This is a genomic window from Nocardia elegans NBRC 108235 (assembly GCF_001612845.1).
Lineage (GTDB): Bacteria > Actinomycetota > Actinomycetes > Mycobacteriales > Mycobacteriaceae > Nocardia > Nocardia nova.
Map to the genome: position 1 here is coordinate 1 of NZ_BDBF01000090.1, position 15162 is coordinate 15162.

General features: G+C 69.0%; 16 protein-coding genes and 1 pseudogene. 5 read left to right on the top strand and 12 right to left on the bottom strand.

Going from position 1 to position 15162, the window contains the following annotated elements; translation table 11 throughout:
- A partial coding sequence (locus NE2_RS33860; RefSeq protein ID WP_305781575.1) for an NAD(P)H-hydrate epimerase occupies positions 1–249 on the bottom strand: 249 nt, incomplete at its 3' end.
- Between the two features lie 178 nt (positions 250–427).
- Between NE2_RS33860 and NE2_RS33865 the strand changes: the two genes are divergently transcribed.
- Entirely contained in the window at positions 428–859 is a 432-nt protein-coding gene (locus NE2_RS33865) for a plastocyanin/azurin family copper-binding protein (protein ID WP_063032789.1), read from the top strand.
- Here NE2_RS33865 and NE2_RS33870 read toward each other — a convergent pair.
- Positions 846–1337, bottom strand: coding sequence for a MarR family winged helix-turn-helix transcriptional regulator (locus tag NE2_RS33870; protein ID WP_063032777.1), 492 nt, complete (start codon positions 1335–1337; stop codon positions 846–848). The two genes, NE2_RS33865 and NE2_RS33870, sit on opposite strands and share 14 nt — an antisense overlap.
- Positions 1338–1471: 134 nt before the next feature.
- On the opposite strand from NE2_RS33870, the gene NE2_RS33875 reads away from it, so the two are divergent.
- Complete coding sequence (locus NE2_RS33875; protein WP_063032779.1) at positions 1472–2662, top strand: MFS transporter; 1191 nt, start codon at positions 1472–1474, stop codon at positions 2660–2662.
- A 15-nt stretch (positions 2663–2677) separates the two neighbouring features.
- Here NE2_RS33875 and glmS read toward each other — a convergent pair whose 3' ends face one another.
- Entirely contained in the window at positions 2678–4546 is a 1869-nt protein-coding gene (glmS, locus tag NE2_RS33880; RefSeq protein ID WP_063032781.1) for a glutamine--fructose-6-phosphate transaminase (isomerizing), read from the bottom strand.
- A gap of 130 nt (positions 4547–4676) precedes the next feature.
- On the opposite strand from glmS, the gene NE2_RS33885 reads away from it, so the two are divergent.
- Complete coding sequence (locus tag NE2_RS33885) at positions 4677–5543, top strand: dienelactone hydrolase family protein (protein WP_063032791.1); 867 nt, start codon at positions 4677–4679, stop codon at positions 5541–5543.
- Positions 5544–5722: 179 nt separating this feature from the next.
- On the opposite strand, the gene NE2_RS33890 is transcribed toward NE2_RS33885, so the two are convergent.
- A complete protein-coding gene (locus NE2_RS33890) occupies positions 5723–6031 on the bottom strand; it encodes a DUF6802 family protein (RefSeq protein ID WP_030513482.1) in 309 nt (102 codons plus the stop codon).
- Positions 6032–6185: 154 nt separating this feature from the next.
- Positions 6186–6377 carry a PspC domain-containing protein gene (locus NE2_RS33895; RefSeq protein ID WP_030513481.1) on the bottom strand — a complete coding sequence of 64 codons (192 nt, stop codon included), beginning with the start codon at positions 6375–6377 and terminating at the stop codon, positions 6186–6188.
- Positions 6378–6524: 147 nt separating this feature from the next.
- Here NE2_RS33895 and NE2_RS33900 point away from each other — a divergent pair, with 147 nt between their 5' ends.
- On the top strand, positions 6525–8186 hold the full coding sequence (locus NE2_RS33900) for an ABC-F family ATP-binding cassette domain-containing protein (RefSeq protein WP_063032793.1): 1662 nt from the start codon (positions 6525–6527) through the stop codon (positions 8184–8186).
- A 59-nt stretch (positions 8187–8245) separates the two neighbouring features.
- Positions 8246–8680: a hypothetical protein gene (locus tag NE2_RS33905; RefSeq protein WP_174554015.1), complete on the top strand. Its 435-nt coding sequence runs from the start codon at positions 8246–8248 to the stop codon at positions 8678–8680.
- A gap of 14 nt (positions 8681–8694) precedes the next feature.
- Here NE2_RS33905 and NE2_RS33910 read toward each other — a convergent pair whose 3' ends face one another.
- The 7 genes and pseudogenes from NE2_RS33910 to NE2_RS36505 all read right to left on the bottom strand — a co-directional run.
- A complete protein-coding gene (locus NE2_RS33910) occupies positions 8695–9696 on the bottom strand; it encodes a DUF8176 domain-containing protein (protein ID WP_063032783.1) in 1002 nt (333 codons plus the stop codon).
- Positions 9697–9711: 15 nt separating this feature from the next.
- A complete protein-coding gene (locus tag NE2_RS33915) occupies positions 9712–11055 on the bottom strand; it encodes a hypothetical protein (protein WP_233429970.1) in 1344 nt (447 codons plus the stop codon).
- A complete protein-coding gene (locus NE2_RS33920) occupies positions 11052–11453 on the bottom strand; it encodes a hypothetical protein (protein WP_233429971.1) in 402 nt (133 codons plus the stop codon). Before NE2_RS33920 ends, NE2_RS33915 begins: the two co-directional genes overlap by 4 nt.
- Before the next feature lie 302 nt (positions 11454–11755).
- Positions 11756–13123, bottom strand: coding sequence for a phosphoglucosamine mutase (gene glmM / locus NE2_RS33925; protein ID WP_063032785.1), 1368 nt, complete (start codon positions 13121–13123; stop codon positions 11756–11758).
- Positions 13124–13328: 205 nt separating this feature from the next.
- Positions 13329–13841, bottom strand: coding sequence for a 30S ribosomal protein S9 (rpsI, locus tag NE2_RS33930; RefSeq protein ID WP_030513474.1), 513 nt, complete (start codon positions 13839–13841; stop codon positions 13329–13331).
- Positions 13838–14281 carry a 50S ribosomal protein L13 gene (rplM, locus tag NE2_RS33935; protein ID WP_030513473.1) on the bottom strand — a complete coding sequence of 148 codons (444 nt, stop codon included), beginning with the start codon at positions 14279–14281 and terminating at the stop codon, positions 13838–13840. Before rplM ends, rpsI begins: the two co-directional genes overlap by 4 nt.
- 176 nt (positions 14282–14457) lie before the next feature.
- Positions 14458–15162 (bottom strand): annotated as a pseudogene (locus NE2_RS36505) (hypothetical protein); the annotation flags it as partial.

Below are 15162 nucleotides of genomic sequence, written 5' to 3' on the forward strand. Positions count from 1 at the left end.
GGCCGTCACCGCCGCCCCGCGCCGGCGCAGCGCCGCGCCCGCCCAGAGCACATCGCCGCCGTTGTCCCCCGACCCGACGAGCAGTGTCACGGACCGCCCGGCGACGCCTCCGGTCCGTTCCCGCAGTTCGGCCGCAACCACATTCGCCAATCCGTACGCGGCACGGCGCATCGGCACCCCTGCGGCGACCCGCTCGAACAGTTCGGCTTCGGCCGCTCGCACCTCGTCGACGGTGAAATATCCCCGCAGGGCCGGTGCCATCATTCGCCTCCTCGTAGGGATCCGCGCTCGAATCGGAACCTCCAGCAGATTACGCCCGGGATCTCCGGTTCCCGCATGCCCGCGGCCCTGCCGCCGGTGCGACGCGGCCGGAATCGCACGCGGGTGCCGCGAACCGGACGCCACCATTCGGACTAGGCTCGTGATCATGGCCCACAGCACCGTACGCAGCCGCGCAGCGCGTCTCCTCCCGATCGCCGGAGCGCTGGTGGCCACCGTGCTGATCGCCGGATGTGGTTCGAACACAACGACATCCACTCCGTCGCCCACGACCGCGACCACGCCGCCGGGTACCGCGGCTGCCTCGCCGACCGCGGCCCAACCGGCCTCGGTCACCGTGCGCGTCGAGGATATGAAGTTCTCCTCCGATGCCGTCACGGTCCGGGCGGGCGACACCGTCACCTGGAAGTTCTCCGACAAGGTGCCGCATGCCGTGCAGGGCATCGGCGATGCGGCGATGGGCATCAACAGCCCGATTTTCACCGGCGGCGAGTGGAGCCATACCTTCGCCGTGCCCGGCGTCTACCGCTACCTGTGCCCGCTGCATCCCGAAATGCGCGGCACCGTCACGGTGCGGTAGTCGCGACGCCGTCCCCTACCCGCATCTCGCGGCGATTCAACGCCTCCACGGCCGTCACCAGTGGGGCCAGTTCGGGATCGGCCGCGGCCTCGCGGAGCGCCTGCGACAGGGCGGCGTCGTTGGTGGGCCGCGCCTGTTCGAGGAGGGCAAGACCCGCGGGCGTGACGTCGGTATAGATGCCCCGGCGGTCGTCCGGGCACAGATAACGCTGCAGGAGACCGCGGTCCTCGAGCCGGGTCACCAGCCGCGTGGTCGCGCTCTGACTCAGCGCCACCGAGTCGGCGACCTGGTTCATCCGCAGATGGCCACCGGGCCCGTCGTTTTGCCGGCTCAGCACGGTGAGCAGTGAGTATTCGCGCACGCTGAGCTCGTGACCGGCCTGCAGGGCGCGTTCGATCCTCGCCTCGATCCGGTCGTGCAGCACCGAGAGCGCATACCAGCCGTCCGCCAATCCGGTCAGCGCGGCTTCCGCGGTCATCGGCCCTCCTCATGTCGTCGCCGCCCCCAGGATAACGCGCTCCCGCAATAGCAGGCGCTTGCAATTAAAACGCGTATGCAATTATTGTCTACGCCTGTAATGCCCGTCTACAACACGTGTGGAGGCCTGCACCCATGCCACTCGCACTTCTCGCCCTCACCCTCGGCGCATTCGCCATCGGCACGACCGAATTCATCGTGGTCGGATTGCTGCCCGGGGTGGCGGCCAGCTACGCGGTCTCGATCCCGACCGCCGGTTGGCTGGTCACCGGCTACGCCCTCGGCGTGCTCGTCGGCGCGCCGGTGATGACCGGACTCGGCACGCGTGTATCCCGCAAACGCATGCTGCTGATCAGCCTGCTGCTGTTGATCGCCGGCAACGCATTGTCCGCTGCCGCACCGACTTTCGGGCTGATGCTGACCGGCCGCATCATCGCCTCACTGGCGCACGGAGCCTTCTTCGGCATCGGGGCGGTGGTCGCCGGATCGCTCGTCGCCCCGGACCGCCGCGCCGGTGCGATCGCCATGATGTTCACCGGGCTCACCGTCGCGACCGTGGTCGGCGTTCCGCTCAGCACCCTGCTGGGTCAGCATTTCGGATGGCGGCTCGCCTTCGCGCTGGTCGCCGCCGTCGGCGCGCTCGCCTTCGCCGGAGTGCTGGCGCTGGTGCCCGATCGGCCCGCACCGCGCGACGCCCGGTTCACCCGGGAACTGGCAGTCCTGCGCAATCCGCAGGTGCTGCTGGCGATGGCGATGACCGTGCTCGGCTTCGGCGGTGTCTTCGCCGCCATCACCTACCTCGCGCCGATGATGACCGAGGTCACCGGATTCGCCGAAACATCGGTCACCTGGATCATGGTGTTGTTCGGCCTCGGATTCCTGATCGGCAATCTGGTCGGCGGCCGCTACGCCGACCGCCACCTGCTGCCGATGCTCTACATCACGCTGGCGGCGCTGGCCGTCGTCCTGGCCCTGTTCACGCTCACCGCGCACAACAAGGTCGCGGCGGCGATCACCGTCGTCCTGATCGGAGCGCTGGGCTTCGCCACCGTGCCGCCGCTGCAGAAGCGGGTCCTCGATCAGGCCGCCGCGGCGCCGACGCTGGCCTCCGCGCTGAATATCGGGGCTTTCAATCTGGGCAACGCGCTCGCCGCATGGCTCGGCGGATCGGTCATCGCCGCGGGTTTCGGTTACACGAGCCCCAGCTGGGTCGGCGTGGTCCTGGCCACGAGCGCACTCGGCTTGGCCGTCTGGTCGGGCGCACTGGAACGTCGCACGACACGCTCCAGCACCGCGCCCGAAGAGCTTGTGGCAGTGGGAGATTGACCGGCGCGCCCGCCGCTATTCGACGGTGACCGACTTCGCGAGGTTGCGTGGTTTGTCGATGTCGTAGCCGCGGGTCTGCGCCACCTCGGCGGCGAAGATCTGCAGCGGCACGGTCGACAGCAGCGGCTGGAAGAGAGTCGGGGCGGCCGGGATCTCGATCAGATGATCGGCGAACGGACGGACCGTGTCGTCGCCCTCCTCCGCGATCACGATGGTGCGGGCACCGCGGGCCTGGATCTCCCGGATGTTGCTGAGCAACTTCGAATGCAGCACCGCGCGTCCCTTCGGGGAGGGCATCACCACGATCACCGGCAGGCCCTCCTCGATCAGCGCGATCGGGCCGTGTTTGAGCTCACCGGCGGCGAAACCCTCGGCGTGCATGTAGGCGAGCTCTTTGAGTTTGAGCGCACCCTCCAGCGCGACCGGGTAGCCGACGTGGCGGCCGAGGAACAGCACCGTCGACTGATGCGCGAACCGGCGGGCGATCTCGCGCACCTGCGGCGCGGTCTCGAGCACCCGCTCCACCAGCTTCGGCATGGCCTCCAGCTCACCGAATTCGCGGGCCACCTCGTCCGGATACTTGGTGCCGCGCGCCTGCGCGAGGGCAAGGCCCACAAGATAATTCGCGGTGATCTGGGCGAGGAAGGCCTTGGTCGAGGCGACCCCGATCTCCGGGCCGGTGCGGGTGTAGACCACGGCATCGGATTCACGCGGAATCTGAGCGCCGTTGGTGTTGCAGATGGCGAGCACGCGCGCCTTCTGCTCTTTGGCATGACGCACCGCCTCCAGCGTGTCGGCGGTCTCACCGGACTGCGAGATCGCGACCACCAGCGTGGACCGGTCGAGGACCGGGTCGCGGTAGCGGAATTCACTGGCCAGCTCCACCTCGACCGGAACCCGTGTCCAATGTTCGATCGCGTACTTGGCCAGCAGTCCGGCGTGATACGAACTGCCGCAGGCCACCACGAACACCTTGTCGAATTCGCGAAGTTCCTGATCGGCGAGGCGCTGCTCGTCCAGCACGATGCGGCCGTTGTCGAAATGGCCCATCAGCGTCTCGGCCACCCCGGCGGGCTGCTCCTCGATCTCCTTGAGCATGAAGTAGTCGTGGCCGCCCTTCTCGGCGGCGGCCAGATCCCAGTCGATGGTGAACGGCCGGGTCCGCACGCCCTCGGTGGCGCCGGCGAAGTCGGTGACCACATAGCTGTCCGCGGTGATCACCACGGCTTGGTCCTGACCGAGCTCGACCGCTTCGCGCGTGTGCTCGATGAACGCCGTCACATCCGAGGCGATGAACATCTCCCCCTTGCCCACACCGACCACCAGCGGCGTCGAGCGACGCGCGGCCACGATCGTGCCCGGATGATCGGCATGCGTGAACACCAGCGTGAACGCGCCTTCGAGCCGGCGCAGGACGGCCAGCGCACTGCCGACGAAATCGCCGGCCGTGGGTCCGGCCGCATAGGCCTGGGCGACCAAGTGCACGGCGACCTCGGTGTCGGTATCGCTGAGCAGTTCGACCCCGGCCTCCTCGAGTTCGCGCCGCAGCGGGGCGAAGTTCTCGATGATGCCGTTGTGCACCACCGCGACCCGGCCCGTGAGGTCGCGGTGGGGATGCGCATTGCGGTCGGTGGGGGCGCCGTGCGTGGCCCACCGCGTATGCCCCATACCGGTCGTACCGGCGAACGCGGCGGGACCGGCCTCGGCCAGCTCGGCCTCCAGATTGGCCAGCCGACCGGCCTTGCGCTCCACCGCGATAGTGCCCGCGCCGTCCAGGATCGCCACGCCCGCGGAGTCGTAGCCCCGGTACTCCATGCGGCGCAGTGCGTCCACGACGACGCCGAGCGCGTCCCGGTACCCGACGTAGCCAACGATTCCGCACATGGTGTCCCAGCCTACTTGGGCCGCGTGGACACGCGAATCGGCCTGCTATCGAAGCAGGTGGGGGCGTGTCCGGGCCGCTCCGTTCGTGACAGTGCCGCATTCCGGGCGACTCTCGGTAGAGTTCACCCCCGTGTCGGTGTCTGTGAAATCGCTTCTGAGCATTCTGACCAGCCCTGGTCCGCACCGGGTGATGCGCGGCAACCTCGGCATCGCCGGGCAGCCCGGCGTGGTGTACACCCCCGAAGAGGGCCACAACCTGCCCGCGGTCGCCTTCGGACACGGCTGGCTCGCCGGCGCCGGCAACTATCGCCGACTGCTCGAACACCTCGCGTCCTGGGGTTTCGTCGCTGCCGCACCCGACACCGAACGCGGCCCGCTGCCCTCCCACCTGAATCTGGCCACCGACCTGCTGACCACGCTCGACATCTGCGCGGGCGTGCGACTGGGCAGCGGCACGATCAGCGTGCACCCCGACAAGCTCGCCCTGGCAGGGCACGGGATGGGCGCGGGCGCCGCCGTCATCGCCGCCTCGCAGCGCAAGGTCGGCGCCGTGGCGGCCCTCTATCCGGCGCCCACCGCCCCGAGCGCGGAAGCGCTGGCCCCCCGGATCGACTCCCCGGCCCTCATCGTCGCCGGCGGTGTCGACATCTCCACCGGCAACTGCACCGCGCGGGCCCTCGCCACCGCCTGGGGCGGGCCGATGTCGCTGCGCACCGTCGACAAGGCCACCCACCACGGCATCGTCGAGGGCCGCCGCGCCCTCGCCGCCCTCGGCGCCGCCAAGTACGAACCCAAGACCGAACGCATCACCCGAGCCCTCCTGGTCGGATACCTCAGCTACCAACTCCTGGGCGACAAGAAATATCAGCCCTTCGCCGACCCGGAAACCGACATCCCACACACCTCGGCCGTCGACCTCGAAGCCACCGAAGAGCCAGAGCCCGAACACGTTTCGCCCCTGCAGCTCGTGCAGGTAGCCCGCGCCCTGCGCAAGTAGCAGGCCGTCGCCCGGGAGCAGGGATTACGGACTGTGTGGAGGCAGTCGCGCTGGGTCGGTGCCCGAGGATCCATCGGGGCTACATTCCCGCTGGCGAACCTGCCTACAACGCACCGAATCTCGACGATTTCCACCGCTGGAATATCTGAAGGCGCTGGCGCAGCGGTAGGAGGCCGGGCTCACTTACCCATTTTGCCCTTGTCCACCTGGACCCACTCGGTGCGGCCGTCCGGATAGTGGTGGAACTCCCAGGCGGAGTAGTCGCCGCCGTCGTCGACGATGCTGACGTGGTCGGCGTAGCCGTCGTGGTCCATATCGGACCAGACTTCCATCGAGTGGTCGCTGTGGAAGGTTTCGGTGTCCAGGATGCCGTCGGCGTCGATGTCCTGGGACGGGTGGTTCAGCTCCACGGCGCCGATGCCGCCGAGGTCGGAGTGTGCGTCGACTTCCGGCAGGTCCAGGCCCGGCAGATCGCCCGAATGGATCATGTAGTTGCTCCTCGAGGGACGTGCGGGAATTTGTTCCATCCTGGCATCCGGAAGCGGCGCTGCGCATCCCCGGCCCGGCATGTTGTGGATAACTTGCCGGCGCCGAGGTGGGCTGCGGGTTTGCCTGTGGATAACTACCGGCGCATCGCGTCCGCTACTGCTTCGGGATGACGATCCACAGCACCAGGTAGACGATGAACTGCGGGCCGGGTAGCAGACAGGACAGGACGAACAGCAGGCGGATCAGATTGGCGTTCCAGCCGAAGTATTCGGCGAGGCCACCGCAGACGCCGCCGATCCACTTGTCGGAGCTCGATCGGGTGAGGCGGCGGGTGGGGGCGGTCATGACGCTCTCCTTCTGTCACGGTCGTGCATGGTGGTTCCACTGTGCTGTGCGGGCGCCCTCGCGCGCATCGGGCGCGAGACCCATCCCGACCCTGATTTCCACGGCCCGGGCTCAGGGTGGTACCCCGAACCCGGCAGACTCGTGGGCGTGAGTACGACTCTGCATGCGCACGGCCTGTCGGCGGGGCACGGAGACCGGGTGCTGTTCGAGGACCTGGATCTGGTGCTGGCGCCCGGCGATGTGATCGGCCTGGTGGGGGTGAACGGAGCGGGCAAGTCGACGCTGTTGCGGATGCTGGCCGCTCGCACGCCGCAGACGGGCCGGATCACACTGAGCCCGCCCGATGCCACGATCGGCTACCTAGCGCAGGAGCCGGAACGCCTGGCCGACGAGACGGTGGCCCAATTCCTGGCCCGCCGGACGGAAGTGGCGGCGGCGCAGCGGGCGATGGACGCCGCGGCGGAACAGCTGGCGACCGACGAGACCGCCGCCGAGGACTATTCGGCCGCCCTGGAACGCTGGCTCGCACTGGGCGGTGCCGACCTGGAGGCGCGAGCCGCCGAGGTGGCCGCCGAGTTGGGACTCACCGAAAGTTTGCCGCAGGGCCTCGACACGCCCATGACCGTGCTGTCGGGTGGGCAGGCGGCGCGCGCCGGACTGGCCTCGGTCCTGTTGTCGCGCTTCGACATTCTGCTGTTGGACGAGCCCACGAACGATCTCGACCTGGAGGGCCTGACCCGGCTGGAGAATTTCGTGACCGGGGTGCGGACGCCGTTGATGGTGATCAGCCACGATCGAGAGTTCCTGGCGCGCACCGTCAACCGGATCGTCGAACTCGATCTCGCCCAGCAGCAGGTCGGCAGCTACGACGGCGGTTACGACTCGTATCTGGCCGAACGCGAGATCGCCCGCCGGCACGCGCGGGAGGCCTACGAGGAGTACGCCGATACCAAGGCCGGGCTGGAAGCACGGCAGGTGATGCAACGAAACTGGCTCGAACACGGGGTGCGCAATGCGCGCCGGAAGGCTCGCGATCCGCGAAAGGTGGACTCCGACAAGGCCGGTCGCAAGATGCGGGCCGAATCCACCGAGAAACAGGCTTCGAAGGTGCGCCAGACCCAGCGCCGCATCGAACGGCTCGAGGCCGTGGAAGAGCCGCGCAAGGAGTGGGAGCTGCGGATGTCGATCGCATCCGCACCGCGCAGCGGCTCGGTGGTGGCGACGCTGTCCGACGCCGTCGCGTCGCGCGGTGAGTTTGCTTTGGGTCCGGTCACCACGCAGGTCGACTGGGGTGATCGGATCGTCCTGACCGGTCCCAACGGTTCCGGCAAATCCACACTGCTGGCGCTGCTGCTGGGCAAGGTGGCTCCGGATGCCGGGACGGCGTCGCTGGGTTCGGGGGTGGCGATCGGCGAGGTCGATCAGGTGCGTGGCCTGTTCCGTGGAACGGCCACGCTCGCCGACACTTTCGGCGCCGAGGTACCCGACTGGCCGGAGGCGGAGATCCGTACGCTGCTGGCCAAATTCGGTCTTCGCGGCCCGCACGTGCTGCGCGCCAACGACACTCTGTCGCCGGGTGAGCGCACGCGCGCCGCGCTGGCGCTGCTGCAGGCGCGCGGGGTCAATCTGCTCGTCCTCGACGAACCGACCAACCATCTGGATCTGCCCGCGATCGAACAGCTGGAGCAGGCCGTCGAATCCTTCGACGGCACGCTGCTGTTGGTCACCCACGATCGCCGCATGCTCGATACGGTGCGCGCGACCCGGCGCTGGCACATGTCCGCCGGACAACTCACCGAAGACCGATGAACCAGAACCTGCTCGGCATTGCGATCGCGATGCCTCACGCGACCGCCCAGGAGATTCGGATGGACCGGATACAGCTCGGTGCCGACACCCGGATCACCCTCCTGATCGCCGGCCTTCTCTTCGTCTGGGCACTGCTGCTGGGCGTGTGGAAGTACCACGGGATGCGGACCTCACCGGAGGGGCATGCGCACCCCTACGTCGATATCGCGCATCGCGCGGCCCTGATGTACAGCTTCGCCGCGCTACTGCTCGCGGTCTTCGTGGAGCTGTCGGACTGGCCGACCGCGGTGAATCTCGTTGCGGCGCTGGTCGTTCTCGGTTTCTTCGCCGGCGCTGTCGCCTCGTACTGCCTGCACGGGCTGCGGCGGGACACGACGAATCAATTCCGCGGCGACGTCGGACTGCCGCTGCGATCGGCCATGTACGCGCTGATCGTCTGCGAGATCGGTGGCTTCCTCGTGCCGTTCACCGGCTTCGTGCACGCTCGGTTCTGAACCTTCGATGTGGTTCAGCCGGCCGCGATGCCGGTGATCAGCGTGCGGCCCGATTCCGCTCGGGTGCTGATGATCTGGGTGAAGGCATGCGGCTGTTCGTCCGGCTTCTGCTGGGTGAGGCGGACCTCCCATTGCCCCTCGTCGCCGGTGCGGGTGATCTGCACGCAGTAGCGGGTGCCGACCGGCACCTGGTTGATACCGCGCTGAATCTGGTCGGCCGGCGGCACCGACGAGTCGTCGGCGACGACGGCGCGCGCGGCGTACCCCGACCGCTGGACGTAGTACGCCCGCTCGAAAGCCAGGATGGCGTCCGGGCCGCTCGCGGTGCCTCCGGGGTCGGTACCGGAGACCACTTCCGCGGTACGCTGCTGCTCGCAGCCGTCGGTGGCGATCGTCGAGGTCGCCGCCGCCGTGGTCGAGGGCGGCGACGGGGTTGTGCTCGCCGAGGTGGGCACCGGCACCGCCGCGACCATCGGCGGTTTCGTCGCGACCGGTTGCGACCGCTTCCCGGTGTGGATGACGGTTAGCACCACCGAGACGACGACGATGCCCACACCGATCAAAGTGAGTGCGGCCAGCAATTTTTCACCACGCCGATGATCGCGGCGCGGCCCGGCCTGGCGTGGGCGGGGACGTCGCAGCGCAGGGCCGGGGTTACCGCCCGAGCGGTCGACGATGTGCGGAACTAGCGTCGACTTGTCGACCAGGTCGGGATCGGTCAACGGCCCCCCGACCGGGATGCGCCGCGGTTCCGGCTGCGGCTCGGGCTCGGGGGTGGTCCGCTGCGCGGGTTCGAGCCACTGTTCCCACTCGCCCGACGCATAGACCGCCGGCTCCGGACCGGGCCGCGCCGGCGGCACGGCCACGGCGTCGTGATAGGTCGCCCCGGCCGGTCGGTTCGGGTTCCGCCGGCCCGGCCGCCGCTTGCGGCCCTGCTTACCGACGGGCGTCCGGACCATCGGCAGGCCGAGGTCGAAGGGATTGTCCTGCTGCGGGTCCGGCTCAGACCGTGTCATCGCCGAAGTCGCCGATCACGGCGGCGGGAACCGTTGTCTCGGCCGCCGGCACGGTGACACCGAGCTGACCGTCGCGAGGTTTGTGGTCCTGTCCGCTACCGGCCGGCGGCGGCAATGCCATACCTCCGGCAACGCCGCCCGGATGCGCCGGCTCCGGAGCCGGCGCGGGAGCGGGGCCGGTGCCGGTGGTTTCGGCATCGGTGCCGGGTCCGCAGGTGGCGGAATGATGGACGACGGTGACGGCGGTGGCGGATCGGATTTGTCGGCCGGGGTCTTGTCGGCCGGCGCCTTGTCGGGCGCAGGGCCGCCCGGAATGATCGAGCCCGGCCCGGTCGTTCCAGGAGTCGCCTTGCCGGGGCCGAAGTCGAACAACTTCGCCGAATCTCCGGAATTACCCGCCGGATTGGTCTTGTCGCCGGTGGCGTGGTCCGGGTTGATCAGCTGCGGTATCGCCTGGTCGACCGAGGAGGCCACCGTGTCGATGGTGTGTGTGCCCACTTCCGCGATCTTGTCGATCAGGTGGGTACCGATATCCACACCGGCATTGATGGCCGAGGTGCCGACCTGCACACCGGCCTGCACGAGCAGCTGCTGCAGTTGCAGCTGCGCGAGCTGAGCCGGATCGATCGGCTGTCCGGGCGCCGTCCCGTATTGCGCTGGGACCGTGCCGTATTGGCCCGGAATCGCGCCGTAGGCGCTGGGCAGCACCGTACCGGGGGTATCTCCCCACGACTGCGAGGAGTTCAGTCCGGCGGGCGTGGTGACCGTCAGCGGACCCATCTCGTCCAATCGGCGCGAGTGATCGTCCATTTCGGTGCGCGCGGAGGTGACGGTGGTGATCGCATCGCGCAGCGCCTGGGTGGCCCGGTTGATCACCGCATCGGTATCCGGGGCGGCGGTGGCGTTGCCGAGGATGGTTCGAGCGTCGCGCCGGAAATCGGCGATGATCCGGTCCATCCGGCCGGCCGCCCGTGCGCTGGTCGCGTGAGCATCGGCCAGTACGCCCAGATAGGCCGGGCCCCGATCGGAGATGTCACCGATCTGAGTTTGGGTGGTGCGCAAGGCCGGAACGGCCGCGTCGGAGCCCGGCCCCGTCCAGGTGGATTCCAGCGCGTGGACGCCGTCGCGGTGTGGTCCCTCGGTGTCGGCAGCCTGTGTGGACGCGCTGGACAGCGCACCGGTGATGGCCGAAGAAGGTGTCGCGACACCGGTGCCCAGCGAGGCACGCAGCTCCAGCAGCGGCTGGACCAATGTCGCGACGATCGGCGGATCCACGGACGAATCGGATGACGTTGCGGGCGAGGTGGTGTCGTTGCGGGCGGCGGTGGGCCGGCGCCGCAGTCCGATCGGACGCCTCATGACCGCGGCTCCGTCCGGGTGATCGCGACGGCCGAGTCCTCGTCGGTACCCTGCACACCCGCGGTGTAGGTGTTCAGACCCCGCCCGTAGGCCGAGACCAATTTGCCCGCGGTGGACAGCGCCTGTGCGTGTTCGGACACCGCGGCAGCGAATTTGGCGGCGAAATCCGCTCCCACGAGCCCGAGGTCGGTTGCCAGCTGCTGTGGGTCGACCGCGCCCGCCGCCACGGAAGCCGCCGAAGCGAGCTGTTGGGACACGGTATTCGCGATGGACGTATACGCGGCCATCGCCGCGGGATCGACCCGCATCACCGTATCCGGAGCGGTGGCGGTCGGTGGCGGCGCCGGATTCGCGGAGTCGTCGAGCGTCGGAGACTGATCAAGCTTCAGCGGTTCCACTGTTCCCCCTCACGGAAATCAAGCTTCGCTGTCGCGTCATGATGTGCGTCCCACCATACTTCCCGGAGCCGACAGTCGCGCCCCCATCGCCGGGACCGTCGGCGCGCCAACGCCCTTCACGGGACCTGGCGAGGACCCGCCACCGGCCATCGATGCCGACTGTGACCAGGCGATATTCGCCCCTCGTGCGCGAATGCTGCCGTCGTGGCCGCGGCGCCGGCCCTCGGCAACGGCCTAGACAGCCGCACCCCTACGCGGCGTACGCACCCCGTCCGTCGCGCCACGCGGCGCGGCCGCGGAAGTCAGACCGCGGCGACACACTTGGCGAGATCGTCGGCGAGTTGTTTGGCGCGATGCGAATCGGTCGCCTCGACCATGACCCGGATCAGCTGCTCGGTCCCGCTCGGGCGCAACAGGACTCGGCCGTCGTCGCCGAGGACGCGCTCGGCCTCGGCGACCGCCTCGCGAACCTCCGGCGCGGCCGCGACCGCGGCTTTGTCGGCGACGGGGACATTGACCAGCACCTGCGGCACGGTCGTCATCACGCTCGCCAGATCGGCCAGGGTGCGCCCGGTCTCCACCATCCGCACCATCAGTTTCAGACCCGTCAGCAGTCCGTCACCCGTGGTGCCGTATCGCGGGAAGACCAGATGTCCGGACTGCTCGCCACCCAGGCTGTAGCCACCGCGGCGCAACTCCTCCAGCACGTAGCGGTCGCCGACGGCGGTGGTGCGCACGGTGATTCCGGCATCGCGCAGCGCGATGTGCAGACCCAGATTGCTCATCACGGTCGCCACCAGGGTGTCCTGGACCAGCTCGCCCGATTCGTGCATCGCCAGGGCGAGAATCGCCATGATCGCGTCGCCGTCGACCACGGCGCCGGAGGCATCGACGGCGAGGCAGCGGTCGGCATCGCCGTCGTGGGCCAGGCCCAGATCGGCGCCGTGCTCGAGCACCGCACGCTGGACGTTCTCGAGATGCGTGGATCCGCACCGCTCGTTGATGTTGAGCCCGTTCGGCTCGGCGTTGATCGCGACCACGCGCGCGCCCGCCTCGCGGTATGCGGCCGGTCCCACATCGGAGGCCGCGCCGTGTGCGCAGTCGACTACCACGGTGATGCCGGACAGATCGCGGCCGGTCGCCTCCACCAGATGTTCGACGTAGCGCTCATGGGTGCCGGCCAGGCTGTAATGGTCCTCGACACGACCGTCGACGCCGGAGAGGCTGAGCACCCGGCCGATGCCGGCACCGGTCGGACGCACGAAACCCTTGGCGCGGACCAGTTCTTCGATCTTGTCCTCGATGCCGTCGTCGAGTTTGTGCCCGCCCGCGGCGAAGATCTTGATGCCGTTGTCCGGCATGGCGTTGTGCGAGGCGGAGATCATGACGCCCAGGCAGGCGTCGTAGGCGGCGGTCAGATACGCGACCGCCGGGGTCGGCAGAACCCCGACCGAGAGCACACTCATTCCGGCGGCGGTCAGACCGGCGGTCACCGCGGCCTCGAGCATCTCGCCGCTGGCGCGTGGATCGCGGCCGACCACCGCCACCGCGCGCGCTCTGCCCCGGCCCAGCACCTGCGCCGCGGCCGCCGAAATCTGCAGTGCCAGTTCCGGACTCAGCGAGTCGTTGGCAAGGCCGCGGACTCCGTCGGTACCGAACAAACGCCCCATCTATCTCGCCCCTCGAGTTGAATTGCGGTGAGCGCGGAGACCCTGCGTCGCGGACGCAGGCTGCCCGCCCCGGCCTACCGTCGATCGATACAGCACGAGAGCAGGCGCCCGGGAGTGGGCGCCTGCTCTCGTACGGGGTCGCGTCGGCCGTGCTCCCACCGGCACACCGTGTGGGTGCGAGTGGGAGCGGCCGCGCGCTGCAAGATCAGCGCTTCGAGTACTGCGGAGCCTTGCGGGCCTTCTTGAGGCCGTACTTCTTACGCTCGGTGGCACGCGGGTCACGCGTCAGGAAGCCGGCTCGCTTCAGGGCGGGGCGGTCGTCCGGGGTGACCTCGATCAGCGCGCGGGCGATGGCGAGGCGCAGCGCGCCGGCCTGACCCGACGGGCCGCCGCCGACCAGGCGGGCGTGCACATCGAAGGTTTCGGTGCGCTCGACGGTGACCAGCGGGGACTTCACCAGCTGCTGGTGCACCTTGTTCGGGAAGTAGTCCTCGATGGTGCGACCGTTGAGCACGAACTGGCCGGAACCCGGGACCAGGCGAACCCGGACCACGGCCTCCTTGCGGCGGCCGACGGTCTGCACCGGGCGGTCGATGACGACCGGCGCGGCGAAGCCCTCGGATTCGGTGTACTCGGCGTCGTAGCCGGCACCCTCGTCGACGACCTCCACGGCGGCGTCTTCGACGTATTCCTCGTTGAATTCCTCAGGAGCGGTCACTGGGCCACCTGCTTGATCTCGAACGGAACGGGCTGCTGGGCCGCGTGCGGATGCGACGGGCCACCGTAGACCTTCAACTTGCGCGCGATCTGGTTGCCCAGCTTGTTCTTCGGGATCATGCCCTTGACGGCACGCTCCACGACGCGCTCCGGCCGGGTGTCGAGCAGCTGCCCGACAGACCGGGACTTCAGGCCACCGGGGTGCCCGGAGTGGGTGTAGAGGAGCTTGTCCTCACGCTTGTTGCCGGAGACGGCAACCTTGTCGGCGTTGATGATGATGACGAAGTCGCCACCATCGACGTTGGGGGCGTAGGTCGGCTTGTTCTTGCCACGCAGCAGATTCGCTGCCTGCACGGCAAGGCGGCCGAGCACTACGTCAGTGGCGTCGATGACGTACCACTGCCGGGTCACGTCACCCGCCTTCGGGCTGTACGTAGGCACAGTGCTTCCCTGTCTGTCGTTGATGTTCTGCCAGCCAGGCGAACGGTCGAGTGATCCCGGCGGCCGGTGGAGACCCGGGGCTCGTGGGACGGCACGGACGAGTCCGCGACGTACCGCACGCCGAACGACGACGATACCAGGGTCGGTTCGAGGTCCCGAAATCGCGTCCGGACTCGTCAGATGTGAATGGGCGGGCCCGAGTCGAACACACCGGGGACGGTCGGAACGACGTAGTGCAGATTGTCGACCGCCAGATGCGCGCAGGGATGGTCGGCGACCGTCCGCATACCCGGGCCCGGGCGCTCGACGGCGCTCGGCGTGACCGAGCAGGCCGGGCTGGGCTCGGGCGCGCGTGAGACCTTGTCCACGGCCGGCCACGAGCCGAAGTCGGATTCCGCGCCGATTCCGGCCGACGATCGCGCATCGACGGCCGCCGCGCCGCCGGGACGCGCATCGGAGGCTCCGGATACCGCCGCCGAGATGTGGTCGGGAAGCGGCCGCGCTATGTGATCCGGTTCACCGTCGGCGTGGATCGCGAGCGCCGCCAGCGCTACCGCCCCGACGATCGTCGGAGCGCCGAACAGATTGTCCTTGACCTTGCTCCACAACTTGCCCTTGTGGGCGTGTTCCTCATGGTCCGGTTGTTCCCCGGCCGATGACCGACCACCGGATTCGGTGGTCCGCTGATCATCGACCGGGCCGGCCGGGGGGCGGGTGAACCTGCTTTCCACCTGGCCGGCCTCCCGGGTCATCCGGGTGGTCGGCTCACCGGCCGGAAGAGGCTGGGGGCCCGATCCGGGCCCGGCATCACGCGCCGCGTGCCGGCCCTGGGCCAGCCCCTGCGGATTCGGCGGCTCCGGACGATGGTGCGGTTCGGCGGG

Bases quoted from the DNA above. Each gene is read 5' to 3' on its own strand.
- NE2_RS33890 (WP_030513482.1), bottom strand. From the start codon at position 6,031: ATGATCCATTCGGGCGATCTGCCGGGCCTGGACCTGCCGGAAGTCGAC.
- glmS (WP_063032781.1), bottom strand. From the start codon at position 4,546: ATGTGCGGAATCGTTGGCTACGTCGGGTACCGGGACGCGCTCGGCGTC.
- NE2_RS33870 (WP_063032777.1), bottom strand. From the start codon at position 1,337: ATGACCGCGGAAGCCGCGCTGACCGGATTGGCGGACGGCTGGTATGCG.
- NE2_RS33915 (WP_233429970.1), bottom strand. From the start codon at position 11,055: ATGAGGCGTCCGATCGGACTGCGGCGCCGGCCCACCGCCGCCCGCAAC.
- NE2_RS33895 (WP_030513481.1), bottom strand. From the start codon at position 6,377: ATGACCGCCCCCACCCGCCGCCTCACCCGATCGAGCTCCGACAAGTGG.
- glmM (WP_063032785.1), bottom strand. From the start codon at position 13,123: ATGGGGCGTTTGTTCGGTACCGACGGAGTCCGCGGCCTTGCCAACGAC.
- NE2_RS33910 (WP_063032783.1), bottom strand. From the start codon at position 9,696: ATGACACGGTCTGAGCCGGACCCGCAGCAGGACAATCCCTTCGACCTC.
- NE2_RS33865 (WP_063032789.1), top strand. From the start codon at position 428: ATGGCCCACAGCACCGTACGCAGCCGCGCAGCGCGTCTCCTCCCGATC.
- NE2_RS33905 (WP_174554015.1), top strand. From the start codon at position 8,246: ATGGACCGGATACAGCTCGGTGCCGACACCCGGATCACCCTCCTGATC.
- NE2_RS33875 (WP_063032779.1), top strand. From the start codon at position 1,472: ATGCCACTCGCACTTCTCGCCCTCACCCTCGGCGCATTCGCCATCGGC.